At 68.7% G+C, this 26,976-nt stretch carries 30 protein-coding genes; 15 read left to right on the plus strand and 15 right to left on the minus strand.

Features of this window, described 5'->3' with window-relative positions; all coding sequences use genetic code 11:
• Positions 1–2: 2 nt before the first annotated feature.
• Both ABZ909_RS10100 and ABZ909_RS10105 read left to right on the plus strand, forming a co-directional pair.
• Positions 3–956 carry a lysophospholipid acyltransferase family protein gene (locus tag ABZ909_RS10100; RefSeq protein ID WP_356997509.1) on the plus strand — a complete coding sequence of 318 codons (954 nt, stop codon included), beginning with the start codon at positions 3–5 and terminating at the stop codon, positions 954–956.
• Between the two features lie 75 nt (positions 957–1,031).
• Positions 1,032–1,658, plus strand: coding sequence for a VOC family protein (locus ABZ909_RS10105; protein WP_356997511.1), 627 nt, complete (start codon positions 1,032–1,034; stop codon positions 1,656–1,658).
• Positions 1,659–1,954: 296 nt separating this feature from the next.
• Here ABZ909_RS10105 and ABZ909_RS10110 read toward each other — a convergent pair whose 3' ends face one another.
• Positions 1,955–3,058, minus strand: a complete 1,104-nt coding sequence (locus ABZ909_RS10110) for a hypothetical protein (RefSeq protein WP_356997513.1) — start codon at positions 3,056–3,058, stop codon at positions 1,955–1,957.
• A gap of 20 nt (positions 3,059–3,078) precedes the next feature.
• Between ABZ909_RS10110 and ABZ909_RS10115 the strand changes: the two genes are divergently transcribed.
• The gene (locus tag ABZ909_RS10115) at positions 3,079–3,651 is read left to right on the plus strand and encodes a class F sortase (protein ID WP_356997515.1); all 573 of its coding nucleotides are present in this window, start codon (positions 3,079–3,081) and stop codon (positions 3,649–3,651) included.
• Positions 3,652–3,880: 229 nt separating this feature from the next.
• Positions 3,881–4,021 (plus strand): hypothetical protein, encoded by a 141-nt coding sequence (locus tag ABZ909_RS10120; RefSeq protein ID WP_356997517.1) that lies wholly within the window; start codon positions 3,881–3,883, stop codon positions 4,019–4,021.
• A 64-nt stretch (positions 4,022–4,085) separates the two neighbouring features.
• Here the strand turns inward: ABZ909_RS10120 and ABZ909_RS10125 are convergent, their stop codons facing one another.
• The 7 genes from ABZ909_RS10125 to ABZ909_RS10155 all read right to left on the minus strand — a co-directional run bounded on the left by ABZ909_RS10125 (position 4,086) and on the right by ABZ909_RS10155 (position 9,524).
• Positions 4,086–4,550: a phage tail protein gene (locus ABZ909_RS10125; RefSeq protein ID WP_356997519.1), complete on the minus strand. Its 465-nt coding sequence runs from the start codon at positions 4,548–4,550 to the stop codon at positions 4,086–4,088.
• A gap of 104 nt (positions 4,551–4,654) precedes the next feature.
• Entirely contained in the window at positions 4,655–5,290 is a 636-nt protein-coding gene (locus ABZ909_RS10130) for a glyoxalase (RefSeq protein ID WP_356997521.1), read from the minus strand.
• A gap of 65 nt (positions 5,291–5,355) precedes the next feature.
• Positions 5,356–5,958 carry a TetR/AcrR family transcriptional regulator gene (locus tag ABZ909_RS10135; protein ID WP_356997523.1) on the minus strand — a complete coding sequence of 201 codons (603 nt, stop codon included), beginning with the start codon at positions 5,956–5,958 and terminating at the stop codon, positions 5,356–5,358.
• A 361-nt stretch (positions 5,959–6,319) separates the two neighbouring features.
• Complete coding sequence (locus tag ABZ909_RS10140) at positions 6,320–6,511, minus strand: hypothetical protein (RefSeq protein ID WP_356997525.1); 192 nt, start codon at positions 6,509–6,511, stop codon at positions 6,320–6,322.
• Positions 6,512–6,775: 264 nt separating this feature from the next.
• Positions 6,776–7,645 (minus strand): helix-turn-helix domain-containing protein, encoded by an 870-nt coding sequence (locus ABZ909_RS10145; RefSeq protein ID WP_356997527.1) that lies wholly within the window; start codon positions 7,643–7,645, stop codon positions 6,776–6,778.
• A 1,087-nt stretch (positions 7,646–8,732) separates the two neighbouring features.
• Complete coding sequence (locus tag ABZ909_RS10150) at positions 8,733–9,026, minus strand: hypothetical protein (RefSeq protein ID WP_356997529.1); 294 nt, start codon at positions 9,024–9,026, stop codon at positions 8,733–8,735.
• Positions 9,027–9,059: 33 nt separating this feature from the next.
• Positions 9,060–9,524 carry a hypothetical protein gene (locus ABZ909_RS10155; protein WP_356997530.1) on the minus strand — a complete coding sequence of 155 codons (465 nt, stop codon included), beginning with the start codon at positions 9,522–9,524 and terminating at the stop codon, positions 9,060–9,062.
• Positions 9,525–9,631: 107 nt separating this feature from the next.
• Here ABZ909_RS10155 and ABZ909_RS10160 point away from each other — a divergent pair, with 107 nt between their 5' ends.
• The 6 genes from ABZ909_RS10160 to ABZ909_RS10185 all read left to right on the plus strand — a co-directional run bounded on the left by ABZ909_RS10160 (position 9,632) and on the right by ABZ909_RS10185 (position 16,409).
• Positions 9,632–10,429: a murein transglycosylase gene (locus tag ABZ909_RS10160; protein ID WP_356997532.1), complete on the plus strand. Its 798-nt coding sequence runs from the start codon at positions 9,632–9,634 to the stop codon at positions 10,427–10,429.
• A gap of 81 nt (positions 10,430–10,510) precedes the next feature.
• Positions 10,511–12,163, plus strand: coding sequence for an alkaline phosphatase family protein (locus ABZ909_RS10165; protein WP_356997533.1), 1,653 nt, complete (start codon positions 10,511–10,513; stop codon positions 12,161–12,163).
• Positions 12,164–12,451: 288 nt separating this feature from the next.
• Positions 12,452–13,672: a cysteine desulfurase family protein gene (locus tag ABZ909_RS10170; RefSeq protein WP_356997535.1), complete on the plus strand. Its 1,221-nt coding sequence runs from the start codon at positions 12,452–12,454 to the stop codon at positions 13,670–13,672.
• Positions 13,673–14,794 (plus strand): tRNA 2-thiouridine(34) synthase MnmA, encoded by a 1,122-nt coding sequence (mnmA, locus tag ABZ909_RS10175; protein ID WP_356997537.1) that lies wholly within the window; start codon positions 13,673–13,675, stop codon positions 14,792–14,794.
• A 35-nt stretch (positions 14,795–14,829) separates the two neighbouring features.
• Complete coding sequence (locus ABZ909_RS10180; RefSeq protein ID WP_356997539.1) at positions 14,830–15,285, plus strand: hypothetical protein; 456 nt, start codon at positions 14,830–14,832, stop codon at positions 15,283–15,285.
• An 80-nt stretch (positions 15,286–15,365) separates the two neighbouring features.
• The gene (locus ABZ909_RS10185) at positions 15,366–16,409 is read left to right on the plus strand and encodes a methionine synthase (RefSeq protein ID WP_356997540.1); all 1,044 of its coding nucleotides are present in this window, start codon (positions 15,366–15,368) and stop codon (positions 16,407–16,409) included.
• Between the two features lie 43 nt (positions 16,410–16,452).
• Here the strand turns inward: ABZ909_RS10185 and ABZ909_RS10190 are convergent, their stop codons facing one another.
• Entirely contained in the window at positions 16,453–17,007 is a 555-nt protein-coding gene (locus tag ABZ909_RS10190; RefSeq protein WP_356997542.1) for a helix-turn-helix domain-containing protein, read from the minus strand.
• Positions 17,008–17,152: 145 nt separating this feature from the next.
• Between ABZ909_RS10190 and ABZ909_RS10195 the strand changes: the two genes are divergently transcribed.
• Positions 17,153–18,001: an SAM-dependent methyltransferase gene (locus tag ABZ909_RS10195; RefSeq protein WP_356997543.1), complete on the plus strand. Its 849-nt coding sequence runs from the start codon at positions 17,153–17,155 to the stop codon at positions 17,999–18,001.
• 61 nt (positions 18,002–18,062) lie between these two features.
• Here ABZ909_RS10195 and ABZ909_RS10200 read toward each other — a convergent pair whose 3' ends face one another.
• The 3 genes from ABZ909_RS10200 to ABZ909_RS10210 form a co-directional block, all read right to left on the minus strand.
• Positions 18,063–18,476, minus strand: a complete 414-nt coding sequence (locus ABZ909_RS10200; RefSeq protein ID WP_356997544.1) for a hypothetical protein — start codon at positions 18,474–18,476, stop codon at positions 18,063–18,065.
• 59 nt (positions 18,477–18,535) lie between these two features.
• Positions 18,536–19,786, minus strand: a complete 1,251-nt coding sequence (locus ABZ909_RS10205) for an ATP-binding protein (RefSeq protein WP_356997545.1) — start codon at positions 19,784–19,786, stop codon at positions 18,536–18,538.
• Positions 19,787–19,935: 149 nt separating this feature from the next.
• On the minus strand, positions 19,936–20,355 hold the full coding sequence (locus ABZ909_RS10210) for a PPOX class F420-dependent oxidoreductase (protein ID WP_356997546.1): 420 nt from the start codon (positions 20,353–20,355) through the stop codon (positions 19,936–19,938).
• A 135-nt stretch (positions 20,356–20,490) separates the two neighbouring features.
• Here ABZ909_RS10210 and ligA point away from each other — a divergent pair, with 135 nt between their 5' ends.
• Both ligA and ABZ909_RS10220 read left to right on the plus strand, forming a co-directional pair.
• Positions 20,491–22,596, plus strand: a complete 2,106-nt coding sequence (gene ligA, locus ABZ909_RS10215; RefSeq protein ID WP_356997906.1) for an NAD-dependent DNA ligase LigA — start codon at positions 20,491–20,493, stop codon at positions 22,594–22,596.
• A 106-nt stretch (positions 22,597–22,702) separates the two neighbouring features.
• The gene (locus ABZ909_RS10220) at positions 22,703–23,233 is read left to right on the plus strand and encodes a GNAT family N-acetyltransferase (protein ID WP_356997547.1); all 531 of its coding nucleotides are present in this window, start codon (positions 22,703–22,705) and stop codon (positions 23,231–23,233) included.
• A 174-nt stretch (positions 23,234–23,407) separates the two neighbouring features.
• Here ABZ909_RS10220 and ABZ909_RS10225 read toward each other — a convergent pair whose 3' ends face one another.
• The 3 genes from ABZ909_RS10225 to ABZ909_RS10235 all read right to left on the minus strand — a co-directional run bounded on the left by ABZ909_RS10225 (position 23,408) and on the right by ABZ909_RS10235 (position 24,906).
• On the minus strand, positions 23,408–23,569 hold the full coding sequence (locus ABZ909_RS10225; RefSeq protein ID WP_356997549.1) for a hypothetical protein: 162 nt from the start codon (positions 23,567–23,569) through the stop codon (positions 23,408–23,410).
• Between the two features lie 26 nt (positions 23,570–23,595).
• Positions 23,596–24,015, minus strand: coding sequence for a hypothetical protein (locus tag ABZ909_RS10230; RefSeq protein WP_356997551.1), 420 nt, complete (start codon positions 24,013–24,015; stop codon positions 23,596–23,598).
• 240 nt (positions 24,016–24,255) lie between these two features.
• Positions 24,256–24,906, minus strand: a complete 651-nt coding sequence (locus ABZ909_RS10235) for an amino acid-binding protein (RefSeq protein WP_356997552.1) — start codon at positions 24,904–24,906, stop codon at positions 24,256–24,258.
• Positions 24,907–25,150: 244 nt separating this feature from the next.
• On the opposite strand from ABZ909_RS10235, the gene gatC reads away from it, so the two are divergent.
• Together gatC and gatA are read left to right on the plus strand one after the other, a co-directional pair.
• Positions 25,151–25,450, plus strand: coding sequence for an Asp-tRNA(Asn)/Glu-tRNA(Gln) amidotransferase subunit GatC (gene gatC, locus ABZ909_RS10240; protein WP_356997553.1), 300 nt, complete (start codon positions 25,151–25,153; stop codon positions 25,448–25,450).
• Positions 25,447–26,916 carry an Asp-tRNA(Asn)/Glu-tRNA(Gln) amidotransferase subunit GatA gene (gatA, locus tag ABZ909_RS10245; protein WP_356997554.1) on the plus strand — a complete coding sequence of 490 codons (1,470 nt, stop codon included), beginning with the start codon at positions 25,447–25,449 and terminating at the stop codon, positions 26,914–26,916. Before gatC ends, gatA begins: the two co-directional genes overlap by 4 nt.
• Positions 26,917–26,976 lie beyond the last annotated feature (60 nt).

The raw sequence follows: 26,976 nt of genomic DNA on the forward strand, positions 1-26,976 counted from the left end.
CCATGATGCCCGCACTGCTCTCCCCGGAGACCGGATCGCTCTCGTGCCCGCCGGCCGAGGCCTCCGCCCACGCCTGGATGCCCCACAGTCCCTGTGGCCCTTCGTGTGTCGATGCTCCCGCTGAGGCGGGCACGCTGCGGGTGGCCGCCCGGATCGCCGGCATCGCCGGGGTCCTGCTGAGCTTCCCGATCGCGCACTACGCCACCCCGCGCCGCCGCCGCGCCGGGCTGCAGCGCCGCTATGCGCGAGCCCTGCTGGCCTGCTGCGGAATTCGCGTCCGCATCGTCGACAACCGCGCCCCCGAGGACCGTCGCGAGGGCGGTGTGCTGATCGCGGCCCGTCACATCGGCTGGACCGACATCGTGGCCCTCACCGCCGTCGAGCCCGTGTCCTTCGTGGCCCGCGCCGACCTGGTCGAGTGGCCGATGCTCGGCGATGTCGCCAAGCGGGTCCGCGTCATCCCGATCGAGCGCGAACGCCTGCGGCAGCTGCCGTCGGTCATCGCCATCATGGCCGACCGCCTGCGCGCCGGCGAGCGCGTCACCTTCTTCCCCGAGGGCACCACCTGGTGCGGCCGTGCCCACGGCAGCCTGCGGCCCGCCCTGTTCCAGGCCGCCATCGACTCCGATACGCCGGTGCAGCCCATCCGCCTGCGCTACCTCGACCGCGACGGTGGTCTGTCCACCATCCCCGGCTTCGTCGGCATCGACTCGCTCGCCGACTCGTTCCGTCGCGTCCTGCGTTCCAAGGGCGTCGTCGCCGAGATCGCCCTGCAGCCGCAGCTGCTCCCCGACACCGACCGCCACGAGCTGGCCCGCCGCTGCGAGCGGACCCTGGAGGGCGACACCGTCGCCCGCGCCTTCACCGACGTCATCCACGGCTCCGAGCACCTCGAGGCCGTCGGCACGGGTGCGGTCCGGCGGGCGGAGGCACCGCGGGCGACCGTCGGGAAGTGACTCGCCCGCGAGTGGCCCGGGACTGATCAGGAATCGAGAAGCGCTGGTCAGTGGCGCGACCGTAGCGTTGCTGACATGACTTCCATCGAGAACATCACCCTCGACGTCGCGGACATCGAAGCCGCGGCCACCTTCTACTCCACCGCGTTCGGGCTGGACTCGCAGCTGCTGGGCTTCCGGGCCACCCAGGAACCGAGTACGGGATTCCGGGGCTACACGCTGTCGCTGACGGTGGCCCAGCCGGCCGACGCCGACGCCTATCTGGATGCGGCGCTGGCGGCGGGTGCGACCTCGGTCAAGCCCGCGGCCAAGTCGATGTGGGGTTACGGCGGCGTGGTCCAGGCCCCGGACGGCGCGATCTGGAAGGTGGCGACCTCCTCGAAGAAGAACAGCGGCCCGGCGGCCAAGCGCTTCGACTCCATGGTGTTGCTGCTGGGTGTGGAGAACATCGGTGCGAGCAAGCGTTTCTATGTCGACCACGGGCTGCCGGTGGCCAAGAGCTTCGGGCCCATGTATGTGGAGTTCGACACCGGCTCCAGCCCCGTGAAGCTGGCCCTGTACAAGCGTCGCGCCCTGGCCAAGGACGCCGGGGTCGCCTCCGACGGCAGCGGGTCCCACCGCCTTGTGGTCGGCGGCGCCGCGACCTTCACCGATCCGGACGGATTCGCCTGGGAGACCGCGTCCCAGCATGCCGCCCGCTGACTCGTCACCGTTTCCGCGGGCGGTTGCCCGCCCTACCGGAACGCCGTCGGCATGTTCGGTGAAGCAGAGCAAATTAGGGGCTTCGGGTGAGGACTTGGTGCATTAGGGGTTTGGGCAGGCGTCCAGTTTCAAATGTGCCTGAATCGGCATAGTTCGCGCGGTCAGGGCGATTTGTCGGTAACACACCAACCCGTCTGTTCGACGGGAAGGCAACCGAACAACAACGTCTGGAAGCGAATTCGAAAATGTCGGCTAGGACATTCCCGGTCATGGTGGTCGCCGCGGCCGCAGTCGCACTATGGGCGCCGCTGGCGGGCGCGGACCCGACCGCGACGACACAGCCCGCCCCCGGCGCCGGCCTCGGTGTGGACGTCGGCATCGGACCCGGAGGCGTGAACGTGGGCGTCGACGTCCAGGGTGGAGGCGGCGGCAATGCCGGTGCGTCCGTGCAGCCGAGCGCCGGCGCGAATGCCGGCGGCGGTGTGCAGGTCGGCGGTGGCGCGCAGGCCGGTGGCAACACGGGCGGCGGCGTGCAGGTCGGCGGGGGTGCGCAGACCGGTGGCAATGCCGGTGGTGGCGTGCAGGTCGGCGGCGGTACGCAGACCGGAGGGGATGCGAATGGCGGTGTGCAGGTCGGCGGCGGTACACAGGTCGGTGGGGATGCGAATGGTGGCGTGCAGGTCGGTGGGGGTGCGCAGACCGGTGGCAATGCCAATGGTGGTGTGCAGGTCGGCGGCGGTACGCAGGTCGGTGGGGATGCGAATGGTGGCGTGCAGGTCGGTGGGGGTGCGCAGACCGGTGGCAATGCCGGTGGCGGTGTGCAGGTCGGCGGCGGTACGCAGGTCGGTGGGGATGCGAATGGCGGTGTGCAGGTCGGCGGCGGTACCCAGGTCGGCGGTGACGCCAATGGTGGCGTGCAGATCGGCGGCGGCGTCCAGACCGGTGGCAATGTCAACGGTGGCGTGCAGGTCGGCGGTGGCACCCAGGTCGGCGGGGATGCCAATGGTGGTGTGCAGATCGGCGGAGGTACGCAGATCGGTGGCAATGTCAACGGTGGCGTGCAGGTCGGCGGCGGTACGCAGATCGGTGGAAACGCCGGTGGCGGAGTGCAGGCCGGCGGGAACACCGACATCGGCGGTAGCGCACTGGGCGGCATCGACCTGGTGACGGCCGGCGCGGCGGCGGCAGGTGCGGACACCGCGTACGGCATGACGATTCCGGTGGGTGCGACCGCCGGGATCCCGGGCGGCACGGCGGTAACCGATCAGGTTCCGCCGGGCGGCTACGTGATTCCCAAGGGTGCGCCCGATACCGGCGCGGGCGGCATGGCCGCCCAGGTGAGCGCGCAGTGAGCACCGCGGACGGAAACGCCCTGGGCGCGTTGAGAATCCGTCGACCACTACGCGGTGCGCTTGTCGCCGTGGTGGCGATCATCCTGGCCCTGGTGACCGGTTGTTCGTCCTCCGGCTCGACCCATTCGGCCGCGAGCACGACCACCGCGGCCGCGTCCGCCTCCGGGGTGAAGACGGCGGCCGCGATCAGCCGGTCCACTCCGGTGTCGTTCGACATCGCCTCGATCAAGGCCTCGGGGTCGCTGATCGCGGTGGGGCTCAATGCCGATGGCTCGGTCCAGGTACCTTCCGACTACCTGCAGGCCGGCTGGTACCAGCAGGGTCCCGCGCCGGGGGAGCAGGGCTCGGCGGTCATCCTCGGCCACGTCGACTCCTACAAGGGCACCGGCGTCTTCTTCTATCTGAAGAAGGTGAAGCCGGGCGACATGATCGACGTGAAGCGCGCGGACGGCAAGACCGCGCACTTCAAGGTCACCGATGTCCGCATGTACCTGAAATCCCAGTTCCCCGACCAGCTCGTCTTCGGTCCCCGCGGTGGCGCGACGCTACAGGTGGTCACGTGCGGCGGCCAGTTCGATCAGGCTGCCAAGAGCTACGAGTCCAACGTGGTGGTCTTCTCGTCCCTCGATTCGGTGACCTAGCCGCGCTCCGGGTGCGCGGCGGTCCTGTGAGTCTGCTGTGGCCTTGATTGTCCGAATGTCGGCGTGTCGCGCTGTCGCGGCCGCTGAGCCTCGGCGATGTTGTTGGCAGAGAACAGGTTTCGGTGCATCCGAGGGCGGCCGATCACGCCACACCGGATTTGCCGGTGGTGCCACGGATTGGCTACGTTCCCGTGCGCACCAATCGGATCGACCGACAGCGGAGGCGGACATGCAGATGTTTGCGCAGAACCTCGGAACGATCGGCTACGACGCGTTGTCGATCGGGCAGGGAATGCTCGCGATGCTCACCGACATCATCGGTACGGGTAGCACCGGCAATGTCGGCGCCGGTCAGTACCCGTTCGGCTGATCGAGCAGTGGCCGAACCGTCCCGCAGGTCTTCGTCGGCTGCGGGGCGGTAAGGTGTACCGGGGTCAGTACTCGCCCTTGATGACGAAGTACGAGCCGCGAATGGTGCCGGCCAGCTTCGACTTCTGCCGCGCGAACTTGAACTGCGAAGCGAGCTCCGCGGGGACTTCCATCCCGTCGGAGAGCTTGAACCCGACCGCTCGTTTCTTGGCGTCGTCGAGGGTGTACATCACGTTGATCGACAGGCCGTTCTGATAGAACACGTAGGCGATTCGAATGTCCTCGACCTGGAAGGCCGTCGCCTCGAGGGGCTTGGAGGAGATGACGAGGGCCCGCTCCTCCCGGAGGATCCGGTTCACCCAGTCGATGGTCTGCCGGGCGTCCTCCGCGGGCTCCACCGTGAAGACATGGTCGTACTTGTTCTTGAAGTACCGGGCCTCGTTCGCCCGCAATCCGGCGAGCGCGGGTGCGACCGGTGACGACTCCAGTCCCTCGGTCGAAACGTTCACGAAGTCAACAACATACGGCATGTCGAATTCCTTCACACGAATGTCCGATCAGGTCGGACGGTGCTCTCGAACAGGCCGCCGTAATCCTAGCCGCGGCCGCTCGGCCGATGAGTAACCCGAAGGCGTCACGGGCGTTTCGCCGATGCTTCCCATTCGAAGCCGTCCGGGTCGACGAACGAGGTGGTGGCGCCGCCGACCACGATTCCGTGCGTGCCCGAGCCGGTCGAGGGCACGCCGGCGTCCTTGGCGGCGGCTGCGAGTGGGTACATGGCGAGTTTGACGGGGGAGTCGGGCAGCGCGAATTCGACGTACTTGCTGCCGAAGCTCTTCGAGACGGTGAGGCCGCGGTCGAGGTAGAACTGCTTGCTGGTCTTCACGTTCTCGACCCCGAGCAACAGGACGACGCTGTCGACGTCGCGGGTCGCGGGGCCGGTGTTCTTCTTCTGGGAGGTGGTGACCTTCCAGACGGTGCCGTCCGGGCCCTGGATGACGGCGCCGTAGCCCCAGAGGCTCTTCTTGGCCGGCTTCAGGATGATGAATCCGTTCTGCAGTGCGCTGGCGATGAGGTTGTCGGCGGTGCCGGGCTGGGTGACGACCAGGGACAGCATGAATCCGCGGAAGCCTTCCGCCGGGGCGGTGGCGGGACGAAATGTCAGCCTGGCGCCGAGGCCGAAGGCCGCTTCGTAGGCGGCCGCGCTGGCGATGGGGTCGGCAGCCTCGAGGCTGACATTGATTTCGGTGGTGGTGGCGGTGTTCGTCATGCCGACAACGCTAAATTTCGGCCGGGTCGGCGACATCCGTGGCGACCACGGATCCCGCCACTGATTCAGTGCGCCGTGGTCGGGTGCGGCACCCACAGCCGGATGAAACGCTCCAGCAGCACCGTCAGGTGCACACCGGTGGACTCGATGCGCAGGCGGTGACTGCGCGCCAGCGTCACCAGGCCGTGCACGGCGGCCCAGAACACCTCGGTGTCGGCGTCCGGATCGATGCCGCCGGGGGATTCCCTGATCACCGACCGCATTTCGTCGAAGGCGCGGCGCAACTGCTCGGGCGTCTCGGCGCTGCCGAAGGCGAGATCGGTGGCCTGGACGAACATGGCGTCGTAGAGCGCCGGCTGGGACAACCCGAATTCGACATAGGCGGTGGCCAGGGCGCCCAGGCGCTGTTCGAGGGTCTCGCTCCCCGCGCACGCGGTGTGCAGATCGTCGGCCAGGTCGGCGAAGCCCTGCACGGCCACCGCCTCCACGATGGCCTCCATACTCGTGAAATGGCTGTAGAGCACGGGCTGGCTGTACTCGATGCAATCGGCCAGCCGGCGCGTGGTCACCGCGGCCCAGCCATCGTCCTCGGCGAGTTTGCGGGCGGTGTCGATGATCAGCTGACGCCTGGCGGCTCGCTCCCGCTCGCGCCGTTCCCGGATCGTCATCGCCTCATCGTATCGGCGATAAAGATATCTAGCTACAGCCTCTGATCATATCGACGATACAGGTTCTAACATCGCTAGCGACACCGCCGCCGAGCATGGGGAGCCGTTGTGGCCTATCCGGCGATGGCTGCGGCGAACCATCTGTCCGAAGGGGAAATACACATGCGGACAAGAAAACTCGGCACCCAGGGCTCGACGGTCTCCGCGCACGGGGCTCGGCTGTATGGGCATGAGCGTCGCCTACGGGCGCGGCCGACGAGCGGGAGAGCATCGCCACCACCCGCCATCCTCGAGCCGATCCGACGCGCATCTTGCACGCCGGACAGCGGGGTGGTGACCGGTCGAGGTCAACGCCCGGCCATCACCGGGCCTTGCTCGTGGACGGGGTGGTGGTCGGCACATCGATCACATCCGGTATCTGGCCGCCGCCGAAAACCGGTACCGAGGTCGCCGAAGTCGGCGGGGTGAGCGGACTGCTGTGGTGGCTGCCGCAGCCGGCGACGGCCACCACTGCCAGCGCAATCGACGCCACTGTGATCAGGTGCTTGGGCACGTATCGACCTTTCGTGTGGGATCGGTCGCGGCCGCGCCCCACACCACCCCATTGCCCATGTCTCGGTGCGTGTGCGGTCGACCGCGTTGAAAACCAGGGCCGGTCCGCGAGTCGGCATCGGCCGCACCGATTCTGGTGCACCCGGTCGGGCGCCGCACCACCGGTGCCCGAAATCGGCACGCGTGGTCCGCAGTCTGGCACTTTCGGAACGCCCGGGATGGCCGTCGGCGGGAACGTGTGCGGTGTGGTCGATCCGGGTGCGGACTACGCGGCCGCATCACGCGGCGCGGTGCTCCGGATCAGGTGGACGACGTCGTACGGGCGCATCGGCTGGGTCGGTCGCAAGGATCTGTAGGTATACCGATCGACCGTGCCCTGCTCCAGGTTTCGCATCAGCAGCGCGTCGCCGTCCCGTTCGCCCTCGACGGGATCGGTGGCGAAGAATCGTTTGAAGTCCTTCGGCGATCGGGAATGGCAGACGTTGAAGATCTCGTCGAGGCGCTGTTGCGGAACGATGCCGGGACCCATGACACGCAGGGCATGGATCACACGAACGGCAACGTCGCGCCAGTTGACCAGCAGCTCTCGTGCGGCCTCGGTCATGATCCATTCGACCAGATTGACCGGATGGGCCGGACCGAGGTCGGCCGGCGTCAAGCTCGGAATCAGTTGGCGCGCGGGACCGTTGGCGGCGACGACGTCCAAATGGGGGAATCTGATGAAAAAGGCGGGCCCGGAGAACGACTCGAGATGATCGAGATCCTCGCGGCCGATGGTCCGGGGCCAGGGTTCCGCGCGCAGCGTATCCATGTCACCGAGCGCCAGCGACATGATCTTGCGCAGCATCCAGTCCGGCGGATTCAACGCGCGGCACCAGGCCGCCAGACCCTCGGTGCTCGGGTTACGCAGACCCGCCTCCCACTTCCGCAGGGACGACAGCGTCGTCGATGCGGCCAGGGCCACCTCCTCCTGAGTCAATCCCAGCGCCTCACGTTGCCGGCGGAGATAGCCCCCGATCTCCGGTCGCTCGCAGACCCACGAGAGCCGGCCGGCGCCGCGACGGACCTGGGTGGGTGGGATCGGGGGAAACGCCGACTGGCCGAGGTGGGGGAGCGAAGGTGCGGCGATCTGCACGGCCAGCCTCTCTATCGAATGTCCTGCGAAGCCCTGCGCGGCCGAGCGGTGTGAATCGGATTCGCTGAAGAACTTTTACCCGACGGGTCGAAGCGCCGCACTGTCGGAAAGATCACAGCATTTGCAACATGAATATTGGCTAATGCCAACGATTTTCCGACACCTTTCATGCACCGTCTGTTCACTGAAATTTGGGTAATGGGGCAAATTGGTGAACGGAGCTCCGGAGCTCATATGTCGTGCCGCTTCGGTTGTGCGGCGATGGGTATGGGTGGTCGGACGGCAGGTGTGACAATTTGTGTCGCTCGGTCGAGTGATCAACTCGCGTTTTTGCTGCCGAATAGAGACGAAACATGTTTGCGTTCAACGATTTTGGCGAGACCTGACGCACGCGTACGGGCGAAGACCCGGTTCTGTCGATCAGTGGTTGCTGTGTTTTTCCTGCCGGTTGCCTCTGCCGGGTCCTTCGAGGTGTCGATCGGCCGATCCATCCCGCTGGTGATGTGCGATTCTCCCTGGTGCACAGAGATATTACGCCTGATCTCGGGCCTGCCGTCGCTGCCATGTTGCGGGGCACCGGCGCGTTGTGGTGTGCGGTGCGGGGCTGAGTTGCGCGCTGTCCGAGGACATTGCACAGTCTTGGTCGCCAGAAAGCCGTTTCATAACGAGTTTTGAATTTCCGGCCCCGGTGGCCATCCAGTTCGTCCTCCGCATGGGCACTGGTGTGGCGACTTATCGCGGAGAAAGAATCCACAGTGGGGACAGCCTTGGACAGCAACGAACCCGATCAGGACGACTCGGACACGTCCGAACCGGCCAACGAGCCGAACGCCGATGCCGTCGATCCGGCGGCGACCGAATTCATCGAGGCCCCGGGGAAACTCGTCGAGGCCCCGGGGAAATGGCAGCTGATGGCTCGGCTGATCGCGTCGCGTCCCGTCCGCCGCCATCTGCCGAAGGTGGCGGCCGGCGCCGCGCTGGCGAGCCTCGTCGTCGGCGTGGTCGCCGCGGCCGAACCGCGGGGAACGGATCAGGCGGCGGCGAGTGCCGCGTCGACCGAAACAACGAAGGCATCGGATTCGCAGAGCTACGCCGATCTGACCGCGGCGCAGGTCGGGTCGACCACGCCGGAGATCGGTCTCGCCGACAGCTCTGTGACGCCGAGCGACGTTCCGGTCCCCACCGACGGCTCCACGCCCGACGCTACGGGCGACCCGGTCGCCTCGACCGATCCGGGCACCGACGCGGCGTCCGCGACAACGGATCCCGCCCAGGCGACCACCACCCCGGATACGACGACCAGCGTCCCTGCCACGACCACGGATACGCCGGTCACGACCACGGATACGCCGACCACGACCGCCGGTCCCAGCCTCTCCATCGACGCGAGCGCGACCCTCTCGTTCCAGGCGGATCAGTCTTCCGATCCGAGCCAGACCGTTCCGCAGTCGGTGACTCCCACATCGGACCCTGCCACCACCACAACGACCGTCACGGTGACCACTGACCCATCGGTGACGACCACCACCGTCCCGCCCACCACCACAGTTCCGGTCACCACGCCCCCGTCGACAACGACGACGATTCCGGTGGACACCACGACCACGGCGCCCACGACGACATCGCCTGTGACGACCACGGTTTCCGTGACGACCACGCCGACGGTGACGCCCAACGCGGTGACGACGACCGCCCTGCCACCGACCTCGCCCCACTGCATCGCAACGCCGCCGCGGAATCCGACGCAGCCGCTGGCGTCCACCCTCGTGCATCCGCCGACCGTGAAGCCGCTGCCCGCGCCGCCGGCCGCCCCAGCGCCGAAGCCGCCCGTGCCCGCGACATCGAAGCCCCCGGTGCCCGCGACGTCGAAGCCGGCCACGCCCCCGACATCCAAGGCGCCGACGCCCCCGCCGCCGCCCGCCCCTCGTCCGTGCGGCTAGGCGCACGGCGTGAAACCTTGTTCGCACCAGTGAATTTCGCGGAACCATGACGAATTCGTATGTGCCCGGCACGGGTGGCCGGGCGATGGGCGGGGCTCGGTTGCCCCTGTTCATCGCCGCGGTCGCGCTCACCGTGGCCGGGTGTGCCGCAGGGCCGGGCCGGGCGCCGGAGCCCGCTCCGCCGGGCTCCGGCGGCTCGATCCCGAAAATCCGGCTCGACGCGATGGACAACAAGCTCGACCAGCTCCGCGAGTGGGCTCGCCCGCGGTCCGACAAGGACGGCATTCCGTTCCGCGCGCTGGAGGCGTACGGATACGCCACGGTCGTGCTGGCGAAGGCTCAGCCCGGCTGCCACCTCGGATGGACCACGCTGGCGGGGATCGCCCGGGTGGAAAGCGATCACGCCCGTTTCGGCGGCGCCACCATCGGGGCCGACGGCCTGGTACAGCCGCCGATTCGCGGCGTGGCCCTCAACGGCACGGGCGGCAATGCCGTCATCCTCGATCCCGCCTCGACCGCCCGGGCCGGGCGCACCGTCTACGCCCGCGCCATGGGTCCGTTCCAGTTCATCCCGGACACCTGGAAGCACTGGGGCGTTCGCGCCGGTGCCGACTATCGCGCCCTCGCCGATGCGCTCGAGGCCGCGAAACCCGTTGCTACCGGCGACCTGTCGGGCAACCCGGACAATATCGACGACGCTGCGCTGTCCGCCGGCCGCTACCTGTGCGCCGCCGGCGGCGATCTGGCCACCGCCGCGGGCTGGCGGCAGGCCATCCTCGCCTACAACCACTCCTCGGTCTATGTCGGCCAAGTGCGAACTGTCGCAACCGGTTACGACAACTGATCGCCCTCCCTCTTCCGAATCAATTCATTCGCAACAACACCGTGACACAAGAGGTTTGTGTCGTGTGATCAGGAGGAATCCATGTCCCGCAAGAGCATTCGGGTCGCCGCTGCCGCCGGCGCAGTGGCGCTGGTCTGTACCTGTGCCGGTATCGCCCATGCCGCCCCCGGCGGCAAGACCGGTCAGGGCAAGGACGCCGACCATGTGCTGCTGATCTCGATCGACGGGATGCACCAGGCGGACCTGGCGTGGTACGTCAAGCAGCACCCGAACTCCGCGCTGGCCTCGCTCGCGAACAACGGCGCCGAGTACACCAACGCGGAGACCACCAACCCGTCGGACTCCTTCCCGGGCATGGTCGCGCAGTTCACCGGCGCCACCGCGGGACAGTCGGGCGTCTACTACGACGACACCTTCAATCACGACCTGCTGCCCGCCGGCACCACCGACTGCGCGCACACCCCGAAGGGTGCCGAGGTCGCGATGACCGAGGCGATGGACAAGAACCAGAACTCGATCGACGCCGGCCAGGGCCTGCCGGGGCTGCCGGGCAGCATCCTGGGCATGACGGGCAACCCGGCGACCCTGCTGAACACGGCGGCCATGCCGGTCGACCCGGCCTCCTGCAAGCCGGTCTACCCGAGCCAGTACCTCCAGGTGAACTCGGTCTTCGACGTGCTGCACGCCGCGGGCAAACTGACCGCCTGGTCGGACAAGCACCCCGCCTACTCGATCCTCGAGGGCAAGGCCGGCAACGCCATCGACGACCTGTTCACCCCGGAGATCAACTCCGATTCCCCGATCGCGGGCAAGGACTGGACCAAGGACGACAAGTCCACCCAGCAGTACGACGGCTACAAGGTGCAGGCCGTCCTCAACGAGATCGACGGCTTCGACCACAGCCACACCAAGCAGGTCGGTGAGCCTGCCATCTTCGGCATGAACTTCCAGACCGTCTCGGTCGCGCAGAAGCTGCCGACCTCCGACGGCATGACCGGCGGCTACCAGGCCGACGGCGTGACACCCGGCGCGCTGCTGTCCGGTGCGCTCGACTACGTCGACGGCCAGCTGGGCAAGCTGCTCGGCGAGCTGAAGACCAAGGGCGAGGACAAGAACACCACTGTCATCGTCTCCGCCAAGCACGGCCAGTCGCCCACCAAGCCGAGCGACCTGACCCGCATCGACGACGGCCCGATCATGACCGCCCTGAACGCCGCCTGGAAGGCCAAGCACCCCGAGGCCACCAAGGACCTGGTCGCCTTCAGCGTGAACGACGACGCCATGCTGCTGTGGCTGAACGACCGTTCGCAGGCCGCCGCTGATTTCGCAAAGCAGTGGCTGCTGGCCAACAACGGCACCGGCAACGACATCGGCGGAAACCCGAAGGCGTACACCAAGTCCGGCTTGACCGAGGTGCACGCCGGCGCCGACGCCGCCTCGTACCTGGGTGCCCCGGAGAACGACCCCCGCCACCCCGACCTGGTCGGCGTCGCGCAGGTCGGCACCGTCTACACCGGTGGCAAGGGCAAGATCGCCGAGCACGGCGGCGCGAACCCGGCCGACCGCAATGTCCCGCTGATCGTCTCCGGCCCGGGCGCCAAGAAGGCGGTCGTGACCGAGGCCGTGCAGACCACCCAGATCGCGCCGACCATCCTGAAGCTGCTGGACGAGAACCCGCAGAAGCTCGACGCCGCCAAGGCCCACGGCGTGCGCGAGCTCCCGAACCTGGGCTGATCCGATTCGGACAACGCGACTACGACGGCCCGCCGGTCCGATCCGGCGGGCCGTTTCGCACCCGGTCGCACGGGTGAACCATCGGACCAGTCGGGACGCGGGCGAACCCGGCCCGCCGCCGATTCGTGGCCTTCATGGAGGACTCGACCGGGGCGGTCGGCGGAGCGAGGCCGGCGTCGGGAGCGGAGGCGGAGCGTGCGGGCGCGGTGGTCGCGACAATGGGGGCGCGAGCTGCTGCGGGTATGGCGGGAATATCGTCTCGACGGCGGCGGCTATCCTTTGGTGGTCATGAAGTCGGCTTTCCCGGGTCCGGTCGGTGCCCAGACGGTCTACCTCGATCACGCGGCCACGACACCCATGTTCCCGGTCGCTGTCGAGGCAATGTGCGCTGCGCTGGGTATGACGGGGAACGCGTCGTCGTTGCACGGGTCCGGGCGGGCCGCCCGGCGGGTGCTGGAGGAGGCGCGGGAGTCGATCGCGGCGGGGCTGGGGGCGCGGCCGTCGGAAGTGATCTTCACCTCGGGCGGGACCGAGAGCGACAATCTCGCCGTCAAGGGCATCTACTGGGCGCGGCGTGACGCCGATCCGCGGCGGAACCGGATCCTGGTGAGCGCGGTGGAGCATCACGCGGTGCTGGACACGGTCGAGTGGCTCGAGCAGCACGAGGGCGCGCGCATCACGTGGCTGGAGTGCGATGCCCAGGGCATCGTCTCGCCGCGCACGCTGCGCGACGCGCTGGCCGAGCACGCCGCGGAGACGGCGCTGGTGAGCGTCATGTGGGCCAACAACGAGGTCGGCACCATCCAGCCGATCCAGGAGTTGGCCGCGGTGGCACAGGAATTCGACGTGCCCATGCACAGCGACGCGGTGCAGGCCGCGGCGCAGCTGCCCATCGACTTCGCCGCCAGCGGGCTGGCCGCGGCCAGTTTCGCCGGGCACAAGGTCGGCGGGCCGCACGGCGTGGGCGTGCTGCTGCTGGGGCGGCAGGTGCCGGCGGTGCCGCTGCTGCACGGCGGCGGGCACGAGCGGGATCTGCGCTCGGGCACCTCGGACGTACCCGCGGCGGCCGGCCTGGCCGCCGCGATTCGTGAGACCGTGGCCGGCCTGGCCGTGCGCGCGGTGGAGCTGGAGCTGCTGCGGGACCGGCTCATCGAGGGCGTGCGCGCCGTCGTGCCGGACGCGATGCTCAATGGGGCGACCGGCGCGCAACGCATGCCGGGCAACGCCCACTTCACGTTCCCCGGCTGCGAGGGCGATTCACTGCTCATGCTGCTGGACGCCGCCGGGATCGAATGCTCGACCGGATCCGCGTGCAATGCCGGTGTGGCCGGACCCTCCCATGTGCTGCTGGCCATGGGCGTGGAACCGGCGCTGGCGCGCGGATCCCTGCGATTCTCATTGGGACACAATTCGACCGATGCCGATATCGATGCCCTGCTGGCCGTGCTGCCGCAGGTGGTGGAACGGGCGAAGGCGGCCGGACTGGCCGGAGCGAAGGGAGGCTTCTAGATGCGAGTACTTGCCGCGATGAGTGGTGGCGTGGATTCCGCCGTGGCGGCCGCCCGCGCGGTGGATGCCGGACACGAGGTGGTCGGTGTGCACCTGGCGCTGTCGGCGAGCCCGGGCACGCTACGCACCGGATCGCGCGGTTGCTGCTCCAAGGAGGACGCTGGTGACGCCCGGCGGGCGGCCGACGTGCTCGGAATCCCGTTCTACGTCTGGGATTTCGCCGACCGGTTCAAGGAGGACGTGATCGACGACTTCGTCGCCGCGTACGCCGCCGGTGAGACCCCCAACCCATGCCTGCGCTGCAACGAGAAGATCAAGTTCTCGGCGCTGGCCGACCGCGCGGTGGCGCTGGGCTTCGACGCCGTCGTCACCGGGCACTACGCGCGGCTCGCGGACGGCGTGCTGCGCCGGGCCGTGGACGAAGACAAGGATCAGTCCTACGTGCTGGCCGTCCTTACCGCCGAACAGCTTTCGCGAGCCATGTTCCCGGTCGGCGACACCCCGAAGCCGCAGATCCGTGCCGAGGCCGCCGAGCGCGGGCTGGCGGTGGCGGGCAAGCCCGACAGCCACGACATCTGCTTCATCCCCTCCGGCGACACCCAGGCCTTCCTGGGCGCGAAGATCGGCATCCGCCCTGGCGCGGTGCTCGACGCCGACGGCACCAAGCTCGCCGACCACGAGGGCGTGCACGGCTTCACCATCGGCCAGCGCAAGGGCCTGGGCCTGCCCGGCCCGGCCGCCGACGGCAAGCCGCGCTACGTGACCGGCATCGATCCGGACACCGGCACCGTGCACGTGGGTTCGGCCAAGGACCTCGAGGTGTGGACGGTGCGCGCGGACCGCGCCATCTGGACCTCGGGCGAAAGTCCTTCCGGCCCGGTGGAATGCGTGGCCCAGGTACGCGCCCACGGCGGCACGGCCCCGGCCGTCGCCGAGGCCGTGGACGGCGGCCTGGTGGTGCGCCTGCGCGAACCGCTCACCGGTGTGGCCCGCGGCCAGGCCGTGGTCCTCTACCGCCCCGACGCGGCGGGGGACGAGGTGCTGGGCAGCGGCACCATCTCCGGCACCGAACGCGAACCTCACTCGTACGCAAGCGAACTGGTCTCGGATAGCGCCCGGTGAGCAGCCGTCATTCGCGCAGTGGCGCGAAGTCATATATGGCGCAACAAGTCCGGCCGAAATTCGGGGGACGCATCGTGTGGCGCACCGGCCTGGCGCAACCGGCGAAGCTGCGCCCGCGGCGCGGTCCCGGCAAGGCCTGCCTCGGTAGGGGCGGCGCCGCCAACCGGACCGCCGCCGAACAGGCGAGCCAACCCGCCCGGACCGACACCGGCGAATTCCTGCCGGGTGAGGCACAGCCGGGCCCGGAAGGTCCGCACGACGCGACGGCGGGCAGCTTCGGCGAACGCACCGACCACTCGGGCCGCAAGCGCCAGGTCGTCCGGGTCGCCCCCTATGCCGAGCGCGGCGGCCGGGGCACCACCGGCCCGGCCCTGCCCGGCGAGGGCAGCGAGCGCGCGGGCAAGACCTGGGACTGGTTCGTGAACACGACCTGCTGGGACTGGTATGCGAATTCGAGTGGCCGGGCCGATCGCGGCGATGCCGACGAGTAATCGCACGCCGCGCGGTGTCGAGTTCGGTGGTGAGCCGGGGTTTCCGGAATCGTACGGCCGAGTGATTCGGGGTGGCTCAGATGACTGACGACACGAAGACGCCGGTGCTGCGCGGCGGCATCGCGACCGGGGTCGGCTCGTGGCCCGGGACCGATCCGCGGGAGGCGGCGGCGACCGTGGTGGGAGAGCTGGGGCAGCTGCCGCATCTCGTCGAACTGCCCGACCGCGGCGTGGGCGCGGACATGATCGGACGGGTGTCGGGCCTGCTGGTGGATATGCAGTTCGACAGCACCACGCGCGGATATCGGCTGGCGGCGCGGCCGGGCGCGGTCGCGCGGCGGGCCCACGATCTGCTGCGCACCGATCTGGACGCGCTCGAAGAGGCCTGGGAGACCGGCGGTTTCGCGGGGTCCGGCCATCCGGTGAAAGTGCAGGTGGCCGGACCGCTGTCGGTGGCCGCAGAGGTGGAGCTGCCGGGCGGGCATCGCGTCCTGACCGATTCCGGTGCGCTGCGCGATCTTTCGGAGTCGCTGGCCGAGGGCATCGCGAATCATGTGGCGGAGGTGGGCAAGCGGCTGGGCGCGCCGGTTGTGCTCCAGATCGACGAGCCGCACCTGACGGCCGTGCTGACCGGCACGCTGAAGGGCGTGAGCGTCCTGAACACCGTGCGCGCCATGCCCGAACCCGAGGCACTGCACATCCTGGACATCATCGCGGGGAGCCAGTCCGTGCCGGTGCTGGTGCACACCTGCGCCGACCGGCCCGCGCTGGGCTTCCTGCGCGAGAGCGGGGCGGCCGCGGTCGGCTTCGACATGGCCGCCATCGGCACCCCCGACCTCGACCGGATCGGCGAATTACTGGACAGCGGAAAGCATCTGGTGCTCGGGCTGGTGCCCGCCACCGCGCCCGCCGCGCCCGTCACCTGGCGCGATATCGCCGAACCCGGTGTGCGGCTGATGGATCGGCTCGGTTTCCCGCGGCGCCTGCTGGCCGAGCAGATTCTGGTCTCCCCGGCCTGCGGCCTCGCCGGAGCCCCGCTCTCCTGGGCGCGCCGCGCGCTGAGCCTTGCCGCCGAGACCGCGCGTGCCTACGCCGAGGAGCCGGAGTCGCTCACTTTCGAGTGACGCCGTGCGGCAGTGTGCCGCAGAGCGTTTCGGCGGGCGCGGCTCACATCCGGGCCAGGATGTCCAGCGCGATCGCCACCGCCGCGTGGTTGCTCTCCTCGTCGGGGAGCTCCAGATCGCCCATCATGGACAGGCTCCAGCTGATGGCCAGCAGCGCCTGCCGGGCATGAAAGGTGGCCAGCGGCTCCGTGCTGGGCGCGGTCATGAGGTCGGCCAGCACCCGGAACTGGTAGCGCAGGCTGGTGCCGAAGCCGAGGTCTCGGAAGGCGGGCTGGTTCTCGTGCCAGAACCGGATCATGTCCTTGCCGAGGCTGTGCAGCAGCGCGCCGTAGCGAATCACGATCTCACGGGCCCGTTCCGGCCCCGGCGGCGTGGCCTCGGCCCACCGCACGATCTCGTCTATGCCGCCACGCAGATCCTCCGACAGGCTGGCGACGATGTCTTCCTTGGTCCGGAAGTGGTAGTAGAGCGCGGCTTTCGTGACGCCCAGGCGTTCGGCGATCTCGCGCAGCGAGGTCTTCTCATAGCCGCGTTCGGAGAACAGCTCCATGGCGACGGACCGAATCCGCTCCCGCGTATCACTGCGACGCCCGTCCATCGAGTCCTTCCCTCGGTACCCCGGCCTTCTTCCTGACGGTCGGCCGCCTTTCTGCTTGACGACCGGCAAGGGGAAGCCTAGCGTCTCCATCACCGGCAGATACCTAGCCGGTCGGCAAGTTACTTTGCGCAGTGGGGAGCAAGACATGACCGAGACAGCAGCGAGAGTGCCGGTCGACGGCGTGGCCGTGACCGCCATCGGGGTCGCCATCATCCGGGCGCGGGAATCCGAACGCGACGATCGCCTCTACGACGACCCGCAGGCGAAGGACTTCGTGGCCGCGGCCCGCAAAGGCTTCGACCCCGAACGCTGGGCGCGGATGGAAGCCCTGGCCGACCAGTTCTACGACGGCCGCACCATCGGCGTGCGCCTGGTCGACGAGCGCTTCCGGGAGGCGATCGAGGCCGGCTGCGGCCAGATCGTCCTCCTGGGCGCCGGTTTGGACACCCGCGCCTACCGCCTCGACCTCCCGCCCACCCTGCACGTCTACGAGATCGACCTCCCCGAACTCTTCGCCTTCAAGGAACCGGTCCTCGCCGCCACCGCCGCCACCCCCACCTGCCACCGCCACGTGGTCATCGCCGACCTTCGCGAAAACTGGCGAAAAACCCTGCTCGACATCGGCTTCGATCCAACCGTCCCGACCTGCTGGGTCGACGAGGGCTCACTCGGCTATCTCAACCAGGACTGGAACCGCCAGGTAGTCCTGACCCTCACCGAATTGTCCGCCCCCGCAAGCCGTTTCGGCGCAGGACGTATGACCATCGACCCCGAATCCCCTCGGTACCGAGAACTACGCCGCCTCGTCTCCGGCGACGACACCCCACAACCGCCTGCACCCACCCACACCCCCGACTCCGACATCGAACACTGGCTCAACACCATCGGCTGGACCACCGAATTCCGCAGCTGGAACGACATGACCGCCCACCTACCTCGCCCCACCACCCCGCTCGACCCCCGCATCGGCACCATCGCCGCCATCCGCCGCTGAGCGCCCGGCGCTGGCCGGGTCTATGCCCGGCGTGCGGCACGGAACGGAAACCGAGGTCCGTTCAACCCCGGTCCTTCGGGCGTTTGGAGCCGAAGTAGGGGCGGGCGCCGGGGTGGTCGAGTTGCCATTTGTCGGGCTTGCCGGAGGGGTAGGCGACTGGGATCTGGTCGCCGATGGCGGGCCAGTTGTTCACGTCCCAGGCGAAACGGCCGTAGACCTCGTGGGCGACCACGGTGGGGCCGGAGATGCTGCCGGTGATGGTGACGTACTGCTCGCCGAGGTCGTCGGGGCGGGGGCTGACGCCGGTGACGTGGAGGGTGCCGGATTCAGGGCCGGCGGGGGCGGCGTTCCAGGAGGCGGCGAGCGGGTCGCCGGAGAAGGCTCGTGAGCTGCCGCCGTTGCCGCGACGGTAGTACACCAGGGCCGCGGCCAGTGCGCCGCCGATCAGCAGGACGAACATGAGCTGCAGGAGCATGAACTCCATGCTAGGCGGCGTGGAGTTCATGCCCGGCCGGGGCCACGTGACGGGTGCGGCTAGTGGGCGGTGAGTTCGGAGACGCCGTTGTGGCGGCGCAGCTGCCAGACCGTGGTGCGCTTGGACTGGGAGCGGCCGTTGCCGCGGTCGATGAGGGTGCGGTTGGCGGTGGTGAACACCAGTTGCGCGCCCTGGGTATTGGTTTCGGGATTCTGGAACAGCTGGATGAGGCTGTCGGCCGTCTCGGGAGTGAGGGCGGCGTCGATATCGTCCACCGCCAGCACGCCACCGGTGTCGAGGGCATCGAGCATGGGCGGCAGCAGGCGCAGCATGGCCAGGGTGGCGCCGGACTCGTCGGTGATGTCGAAGGCGGTTTCGATGCCCTCGTGGGTGAGGCCCAGGCCGACGCCGCGGCGGGCCACCATGCGTGAGTACAGCGCGTCCCGGGCGGCGTAGAGGTTGGCCAGTTCGCGCTGCAGCAGGGTGACGGTGATGCCGTGCTCGAGGAACATCTCCTCGGCGTAGTTCGCCGAGATGGTGCAGGACTCGATTTCCTTTGTGGTGGAGGCGATATCGGCGTCCAGGTCACGCAGGTAGTCGGCGTACATGGGGTCGTCGGACGGCAGCAGCAGATCGGTGATGCCGAGGTCGGCGGCGCGCAGCAGCGTCAGCAGCCGCACCGCGTGGTCGGTCGAGCGGGAGATGTGCGAGCCCACCCGGTGCGCCACCTCCTGCGGATCCGGCTGCCCGCACTGCACTTCCAGCAGTGACTGGAACCAGCGGTAGGCCGGGACCAACGGCTCGGCGTACAGCTGCCCGGACAGGCTGAGCAGCAAGGCATTCGGGCGCACCAGCGGCACCACGGCGCCCAGCCCGTACCGCGCGGCCTCGAACATGGGTCCGATGCGGATGTCGTCGCCGGCGCGCTCGAACACCACGCGCTTGCGATTGTGCGGATGCGAGTGCAGCCATTCCGCGGCCACATCGGCATTGTCGAGCCGGAACCCGTAGGTGTACGGGCACCCCTCGGCGACGAAGTTCGCGACGAATTCCGAAGGCCGATCGGAGAATCCGAGGTGCGGCGTCCGAACCGGCCCGGAGTAGGGATCCCACCCGGTGACCGAATTCAGCACGGCGTCGCGCATGCGATCGAGCGCGTCGATGAGGCCGGTCTTGCCGGTGGCGGCCGTCCCGTAGACGGCGGTGACCGGTGTGGCGACCGGCCCGCTACCCCGGGTCAGCCGCAGTTCCTGCGGTTCGGCGAGTGACCGATGATTCGACACCTGAAAACTACGCAACACCCTGGACATCCTGCCGGTCGCGGGTCGGAAATGCGACTCACCTTATTCGGGCATTCCGCGGGGGTGGCACTCGGAGGGCAACTTTCGCGATATCCGGGTTCGAAACCGGTGTGATCGGCACGAATTGCGCCGCGGTCGAATAACGGTGTGCGCGAACCTCAGCGGAGCAGGCCGTATGCGCGGGCGGGAGCGAGGCGGACGACGGCGCGGCGGTCGGCGACCATGGCGCGGCGGTAGTCGTCCCAGTCGGGGTGCTCGCCGCTGAGGGCGCGGTAGTAGGCGACCAATTCGTCGACCGTGGCGTCGTCGGGATCGGCGGCGACGGGGGAGACCTCGGCCTCGCCTTCGATGACCGCGTACGACCAGAAGTCGTCACTGCTCATGTGCAGCGCGGCCCACGGCTCCCGGACCAGATTGTGGTACTTGGCACGGTCTGCGGTGATGGAGATCCGGATGATGCCGTCCTCGCCGGCCCAGTGCAGCACATTGGACAGCTGCGGACGGGTGTCGCGGCGAATCGTGGTGAGCACCGACTTACGGTGGGAGCGCGCGAAATCGACTGCCTTGGCGAGGTCCATACCGAGTGGAACCCGGGCGGTTACGGGCGTGTTCCCGAGGCCGGAAAATCCGCGCATCAGGCGTGCGACGTGCGGGAATGTTGATCAAACCTGTCGGTGAGGCGGGATAGAGTGCCTGGTGTGAGCGAATCGGGCATGGAGATCACCGCGGCGAGCGGGGACGAGCGCGTCGAGTGGCAGCGGCTGGCGGAGGAGGTTCGCAACCATCAGTTCCGCTACTACGTGCGGGACGCGCCGATCATTACCGACGGTGAGTTCGACGAGCTGTTCAACCGGCTGGTGGCGCTCGAGGAGGCGCATCCGGATCTACGCACCCCGGATTCGCCCACCCAGCTGGTCGGCGGCGGCTTCACCACCGAGTTCCAGCCCGTGGATCACCTGGAGCGGATGTACTCGCTGGACAACGTCTTCGACGAGGACGAGATGCGGCAGTGGATCGCCAAGGTCGAGGCCGATGCCGGCGCCGATCTGCACTACGTGTGCGAGGTGAAGATCGACGGCGTCGCCCTCAATCTCGTCTACGAGGACGGCAAGCTGGTGCGCGGCGCCACCCGCGGCGACGGCCGCACCGGTGAGGACGTCACCCTCAATGCCCGCACCATCGAGGACATTCCGCACGAGCTGATCCACAGCGACGAGTTCCCGGTGCCCAAGCTCCTGGAGGTGCGCGGCGAAGCGTTCATGACGCTGGCCGACTTCGAGGCGCTCAACGCCGCCATCGTCGCGGAAGGCAAAGCGCCGTACGCGAATCCACGCAATACCGCCGCCGGGTCACTGCGGCAGAAGGATCCCGCGGTGACGGCGCGGCGGCGGCTGCGCATGATCTGCCACGGCTTCGGCCGGCTGGAGGGCTTCGCGCCGGAATCGCAGTTCGAGGCCTACCGCGCGCTGGCCTCCTGGGGTCTGCCGGTGTCGGCGCACACGATCCGGGTGCAGGGCGCGGACGCGGTGGTCGGCCGCATCAACTACTGGGGCGAGCACCGCCACGACATCGAGCACGAGATCGACGGCCAGGTCATCAAGGTCGACGAGTTCAGCCTGCAGCGCCGCCTGGGCGCCACCTCGCGCGCGCCCCGCTGGGCCATCGCCTACAAGTACCCGCCGGAGGAGGCCACCACCAAGCTGCTCGACATTCAGGTGAATGTCGGTCGCACCGGCCGGGTTACGCCGTTCGCGGTCATGCAGCCGGTCACCGTGGCGGGCTCCACCGTGGCCATGGCCACCCTGCACAATGCCTCGGAGGTGCAGCGCAAGGGCGTGCTCATCGGCGACACCGTCACCATCCGCAAGGCCGGGGACGTGATTCCCGAGGTGCTGGGCCCGGTGGTGGACGCCCGCGACGGCAGCGAGCGGGAATTCGTGATGCCCACGCACTGCCCCGAGTGCGGCACCGAGCTGGCCCCGGCCAAGGAGGGCGACGCCGATATCCGCTGCCCCAACCAGCAGTACTGTCCGGCCCAGCTGCGGGAGCGGGTATTCCACGTGGCCGGGCGCGGCGCGTTCGATATCGAGGCGCTGGGCTACGAAGCCGCCATCGACCTGCTGAAGTCGGGCGCCATCGCCGACGAGGGCGACCTGTTCTCCCTCGACGCGGACAGGCTGCTCACCACCACGCTGTTCACCAACAAGAACGGCACCCTGTCCGCCAATGGCAAACGCCTGCTGGAGAATCTGGAGTCCGCCAAGGACCGCCCGCTGTGGCGCGTGCTGGTCGCCCTCTCCATCCGCCATGCCGGTCCCACCGCGGCCCGCGCCCTGGCCACCGCCTTCGGCAGCATGGACCGCATCCGGGAGGCCTCGGCCGAGGAACTGGCCGCCACCGACGGCGTCGGCCCCACCATTGCCACCGCGGTCACCGAATGGTTCACCGTGCCCTGGCATCTCGAGATCGTCGACAAGTGGACCGCCGCCGGCGTCCGGATGGAGGACGAGCGCGACGAGTCCATCGAGCGCAACCTGGAGGGCCTGTCCATCGTGGTGACCGGCTCGCTGGAAGGCTTCACCCGCGACGGCGCGAAGGAGGCCATCCTCGTCCGCGGCGGCAAGGCGGCCGGATCCGTGTCCAAGAAGACGGCTTTCGTCGTGATCGGCGACGCGCCGGGTTCGAAGGCCGCCAAGGCCGAGGAACTGGGTGTCCCCATCCTCGACGAGGCAGGCTTCGTGAAACTGCTCGAGGGCGGTCCGGAGGCGGTGTCGGAAACCCCCGAACCGGTGTCCGAGAGCCCGGAGGCGGTGTCCTAGAAATCGATTCGCACCGGCCCGGCGCTTCGCGCGCCCGCGCCCGGTGCGGTGCGATCGGCGAGGCAATCGCGTGCTGCGGGGTGGGGTTGAGGATGGAGTTGTGGTGATGAAGGTGCGGACCGAGCGGCCACGGGACGGCGGCGTGGAGATTCGGGTGGCCGAGCCCGGGGACTACCCGGCCATCGGCGAACTGACCGTCGAGGTGTATGTCGGTGAGGGGCATGTGAATCCGCGTAGTCCCTATGTCGAGGACCTCGCCGATACGGCCACCCGGGCGGCGGCGGCCGAGATCCTGGTGGCGGTCCGCGACGGCGAGCTGCTGGGCTCGCTGACCATGGCCCGGCCCGGCACGCCGTTCGCGGATATCGCCCGGCCGGGAGAGTTGGAGTTCCGGATGCTCGCGGTGTCCAAGGGGGCCCGCGGGCTGGGAGTGGGGACTGCCCTCATGACGCGGGTGATCGATACCGCCCGCGCCGAAGGGTTCGACGCTGTGGTGCTCACCACCATGCCGACCATGCAGGATGCACGGCGCATGTACGACACGCTGGGCTTTGCGCATGTGCCGGAAAGAGATTGGCGCACCGACACGGGCCTGCCGCTCACGGTGATGCGCCTGGAGATCGCTGCGGCACGCTGACCTGGCCGGGCCGGACGCCCGGCATTGTCGAATGGGCGAAGGGCGGCGGCGGACTCATCGACCGGCCGCGGCGGACCGGCTCGACCGTCATGCGGTCGAACCGGCCAACCTCGCGGGCCCGCGACGGTTTCGCGGGCGATGTCCCGGGGACGGCGGCGACGGAAGTCCGGTCTGTCATCCCGGCATGTTCGGGCCGCCCGGCGTGGCGGGCCTGCTCGCGCGGGTGGACGCGGTGGTCGCGCGGGTGGGTGTGGACTTCGCAGTGGTCGGTGTCGTATTCGCGGTGGTGGGCATGGTGCTCGTGGTTATCGGGATGGGTGTTGCGGGATTGCGCATGGGGGCTCCCGTAGCTCGGTGCTGGGTCAGCAGAAGCTGGCCAGCGGGCGGCAGACGGTGTAGCCGGAGCTGTCGGCGTTCCAGGACGGCGTCCAGACGGACGGATTGCCCGCCCGGTTGTCGAACGGGTGCGGCGAAGGGGCGGGGACCTTGCCGGGGGAACGCGGATGCTGGTTCTGCAGAACGGGATTCATGTCCGAGTGCAGGTAGCCGAAGGGGTCGCTCGCGTGCAGGCCGGTGGGGTCGTCACCGTGGGTGATGATGCCCGAACTGCCGCCGGATCGGGGCCCGGCCGAATCGGAGGCGCCGGGCGAAATGGTGCCGCGGGACAGGGATTCGGCGGTGGCGGGCCCGGCTGCGAGCATGGCTGCGGCCAGTCCGGCCATGGGGGTCAGGGCGAGGGTTGATTGGCGGAGGTTCGGGCGTGATCGATGGGCTTGCTGCATGGCGTCCTGCCTCTCTGCATGGCGTCACTGCTGATCTGCTTGCCGGTTCTGGTCACGTCGGTGACTTATCTACTAAGTGCGACCGTAGGTTGTCTACGTAGACGAATGGTAGGTAAGTCCTGTGAATCTACTAAGTTCATACGTAGATACGGGACGGTGAACAGCGGCCGGGCAGACGAGAACGCCCCCACCGGATCTCCGGCGGGGGTGTGAAACGCTGTGCGAGAAAGGTGGTGCGGCTCAGCCGAGCACGGTGGCGACGATGCCGGCCAGATAGCCGAGCCGTGCGACCTCCGACGGCCGGAAATCCGGACCACCCGGGCGGCCCAGCAGCAGCACCTTGCCGGTATTACCGAGCGGAGCGGCAGCCAGCTTGGTGTCCATGTCCTTCCACAGCTGCGGCAGCCAGTCGGCCTCACCGTCGAGGACCGTCGGCTTCTCCAGCGGCATCCACGGCGCCGACGCCGCCTGGGTCGACGGGGCGCTCTGCGAGCCCACCACGCGATACGCGCCCTGTGGGCCCATGTCGAGCACGGTCGACCAGCCCACCCGCAGCACCCGCGGCACGCCGTCGACCAGCACTTGCAAACGATCGTCGCGCGCATTGGCGACCTGATCGATGAGCTCGAGTTCGCGGTGGGTGTCCAGCATCCCGGAGTACGGGCGCAGCGAATCGACCTGTACATCGTGCAGGGATTCGGCCGCGGTGATGAGGGTGTCGGGCAGCGCGCCCGAGGGCACCTCCACCACGATGTCGTCGATCGCGAAGCCGTCGCCGCGCTCGACGACATCCAGCGAGAGGATGTCCGCGCCGACGGAACCCAGCGCCAAGGCCAGCGATCCGAGACTCCCTGGGCGATCCGGAAGTTGCACGCGAAGCAGATAAGACACGTGCCTTCCTTTCTTTACTGTGCGACCGAAACTTTCGGACGGGTACCCGAGTCCCGCAATACTTACACCCTCGAGAGCTGGTTATCGAATCGAACCATTCCCTGTGATGCGGGCCACTTACCCGTCGGTTACACATTGATGGTGCCAGGTCTGGCGCACACCTGCGACCGGTGGCTCGAGGCGACCCACTAGGCTGTGGGATGGCCAATCACCAAGCTCGAACCATGCCGAAAGGGGTCCCGCGGTGCCCGCCATCTCCAGGGACGAGGTCGCTCACCTCGCCCGGCTGTCCCGGCTCGCTTTGACGGACGACGAACTCGATCTGTACGCCGGTCAGCTGGATTCCATCCTGACCCACGTCGCGCAGATCTCGCAGGTCGCCGCCGCGGACGTGCCCACCACCGCATCCCCGAATCCGGAGACCAATGTGACGCGCCCGGATGCGGAGCAGCCCTGCCTGACTCCGGAGCAGGCGCTCGCCATGGCGCCGGCCGTCGACGAGCAGCGGTTCATGGTTCCGCAGATTCTGGGAGAGGGCGAATGACAGACCTGACCAAACTGTCCGCGGCCGAACTCGCGGACAAGATCCACGCGCGCGAGGTCTCCTCGGTCGAGGTCACCGAGGCCCACATCCAGCGCATCGCCGAGGTCGACGGGGAGATCAACGCCTTCCTGCACGTGGCCGGCGAGCAGGCGCTGCTGACCGCCGCCGAGGTGGACCGTCAGGTCGCCGGCGGCAAGGTGGTCTCGGCGCTGGCCGGTGTTCCCTTGGCGCTCAAGGACGTTTTCACCACCACGGACATGCCGACCACCTGCGGGTCGAAGATCCTCGAAGGCTGGGTGTCGCCGTACGACGCGACGCTCACCACCAAGCTGCGCGAGGCGGGCATCCCGATCCTCGGCAAGACGAACATGGACGAGTTCGCCATGGGTTCGTCCACCGAGAACTCGGCGTACGGCCCGACCCGCAATCCCTGGGATACCGACCGGATTCCGGGCGGCTCGGGTGGTGGCTCCGCCGCGGCGCTCGCCTCGTATCAGGCGCCGCTGGCCATCGGCACCGACACCGGCGGTTCCATCCGCCAGCCCGCCGCGGTCACCGCGACCGTCGGCACCAAGCCGACCTACGGCACCGTGTCCCGTTTCGGCCTGGTCGCCTGCGCGTCCTCGCTGGACCAGGGTGGCCCGTGTGGACGCACCGTGCTGGACACCGCGCTGCTGCACGAGGTGATCGCGGGCTACGACCCGAAGGACTCCACCTCCCGCAATGTGCCGGTGCCGCCGGTGGTCGCCGCCGCCCGCGCGGGCGCCGAGGGCGACCTGAAGGGCGTGAAAGTCGGTGTGGTGAAGGAACTTCACTCCGACAGCTACCAGCCGGGCGTCATCGCCTCCTTCGACGCCGCGGTCGCGCAGCTGAAGGAGCTCGGCGCCGAGGTGGTCGAGGTGTCCTGCCCGCACTTCGAATACGCGCTGCCCGCCTACTACCTGATCCTGCCGTCGGAGGTGTCGTCGAACCTGGCGCGCTTCGACGCCATGCGGTACGGCCTGCGCGTCGGCGACGACGGCTCGCACTCGGCCGAGCAGGTCATGTCCATGACCCGTGAGGCCGGGCTGGGCCCGGAGGTCAAGCGCCGCATCATGATCGGCACCTACGCGCTGTCGGCCGGGTACTACGACGCCTACTACGGTCAGGCCAACAAGGTCCGCAACCTGATCGCGCAGGACTTCGACAAGGCCTACGCGACCGTCGACGTGCTGGTCTCGCCGACCAGCCCGTTCACCCCGTGGAAGCTGGGCGAGAAGGTCAACGACCCGCTGGCCATGTACCTCTCGGATCTGTGCACGCTGCCCACCAACCTGGCCGGGCACTGCGCCATGTCGGTGCCGTCCGGGCTCAGCGCGGACGACGGCATGCCGGTCGGTCTGCAGATCATGGCCCCGGCGCTGGCGGACGACCGGCTCTACCGGGTCGGCGCGGCCTACGAGGCGGCCCGCGGGCCCATCGCCTGATCGAGGCAATCGTGACGGCCTGATCGAGGCAATCGTGACGGCCTGATCGAGGCAAGGGAG

Origin of the sequence: Nocardia sp. NPDC046763 (genome assembly GCF_040645495.1) — a bacterium.
In the GTDB taxonomy this organism is placed as follows: domain Bacteria; phylum Actinomycetota; class Actinomycetes; order Mycobacteriales; family Mycobacteriaceae; genus Nocardia.

Bases quoted from the DNA above. Each gene is read 5' to 3' on its own strand.
- ABZ909_RS10120 (WP_356997517.1), top strand. From the start codon at position 3,881: ATGCAGATGTTTGCGCAGAACCTCGGAACGATCGGCTACGACGCGTTG.
- ABZ909_RS10230 (WP_356997551.1), bottom strand. From the start codon at position 24,015: ATGCAGCAAGCCCATCGATCACGCCCGAACCTCCGCCAATCAACCCTC.
- ABZ909_RS10220 (WP_356997547.1), top strand. From the start codon at position 22,703: ATGAAGGTGCGGACCGAGCGGCCACGGGACGGCGGCGTGGAGATTCGG.
- gatA (WP_356997554.1), top strand. From the start codon at position 25,447: ATGACAGACCTGACCAAACTGTCCGCGGCCGAACTCGCGGACAAGATC.
- ABZ909_RS10185 (WP_356997540.1), top strand. From the start codon at position 15,366: ATGACTGACGACACGAAGACGCCGGTGCTGCGCGGCGGCATCGCGACC.
- ABZ909_RS10150 (WP_356997529.1), bottom strand. From the start codon at position 9,026: ATGGAGAGGCTGGGACCGGCGGTCGTGGTCGGCGTATCCGTGGTCGTG.
- ABZ909_RS10160 (WP_356997532.1), top strand. From the start codon at position 9,632: ATGACGAATTCGTATGTGCCCGGCACGGGTGGCCGGGCGATGGGCGGG.
- ABZ909_RS10100 (WP_356997509.1), top strand. From the start codon at position 3: ATGATGCCCGCACTGCTCTCCCCGGAGACCGGATCGCTCTCGTGCCCG.
- ABZ909_RS10195 (WP_356997543.1), top strand. From the start codon at position 17,153: ATGACCGAGACAGCAGCGAGAGTGCCGGTCGACGGCGTGGCCGTGACC.
- ABZ909_RS10200 (WP_356997544.1), bottom strand. From the start codon at position 18,476: ATGCTCCTGCAGCTCATGTTCGTCCTGCTGATCGGCGGCGCACTGGCC.
- ABZ909_RS10170 (WP_356997535.1), top strand. From the start codon at position 12,452: ATGAAGTCGGCTTTCCCGGGTCCGGTCGGTGCCCAGACGGTCTACCTC.
- ABZ909_RS10135 (WP_356997523.1), bottom strand. From the start codon at position 5,958: ATGACGATCCGGGAACGGCGCGAGCGGGAGCGAGCCGCCAGGCGTCAG.
- ligA (WP_356997906.1), top strand. From the start codon at position 20,491: ATGGAGATCACCGCGGCGAGCGGGGACGAGCGCGTCGAGTGGCAGCGG.
- ABZ909_RS10125 (WP_356997519.1), bottom strand. From the start codon at position 4,550: ATGCCGTATGTTGTTGACTTCGTGAACGTTTCGACCGAGGGACTGGAG.
- ABZ909_RS10210 (WP_356997546.1), bottom strand. From the start codon at position 20,355: ATGGACCTCGCCAAGGCAGTCGATTTCGCGCGCTCCCACCGTAAGTCG.
- mnmA (WP_356997537.1), top strand. From the start codon at position 13,673: ATGCGAGTACTTGCCGCGATGAGTGGTGGCGTGGATTCCGCCGTGGCG.
- ABZ909_RS10180 (WP_356997539.1), top strand. From the start codon at position 14,830: ATGGCGCAACAAGTCCGGCCGAAATTCGGGGGACGCATCGTGTGGCGC.
- ABZ909_RS10165 (WP_356997533.1), top strand. From the start codon at position 10,511: ATGTCCCGCAAGAGCATTCGGGTCGCCGCTGCCGCCGGCGCAGTGGCG.
- ABZ909_RS10225 (WP_356997549.1), bottom strand. From the start codon at position 23,569: ATGCGCAATCCCGCAACACCCATCCCGATAACCACGAGCACCATGCCC.
- ABZ909_RS10205 (WP_356997545.1), bottom strand. From the start codon at position 19,786: ATGTCCAGGGTGTTGCGTAGTTTTCAGGTGTCGAATCATCGGTCACTC.
- ABZ909_RS10190 (WP_356997542.1), bottom strand. From the start codon at position 17,007: ATGGACGGGCGTCGCAGTGATACGCGGGAGCGGATTCGGTCCGTCGCC.
- ABZ909_RS10130 (WP_356997521.1), bottom strand. From the start codon at position 5,290: ATGACGAACACCGCCACCACCACCGAAATCAATGTCAGCCTCGAGGCT.
- ABZ909_RS10105 (WP_356997511.1), top strand. From the start codon at position 1,032: ATGACTTCCATCGAGAACATCACCCTCGACGTCGCGGACATCGAAGCC.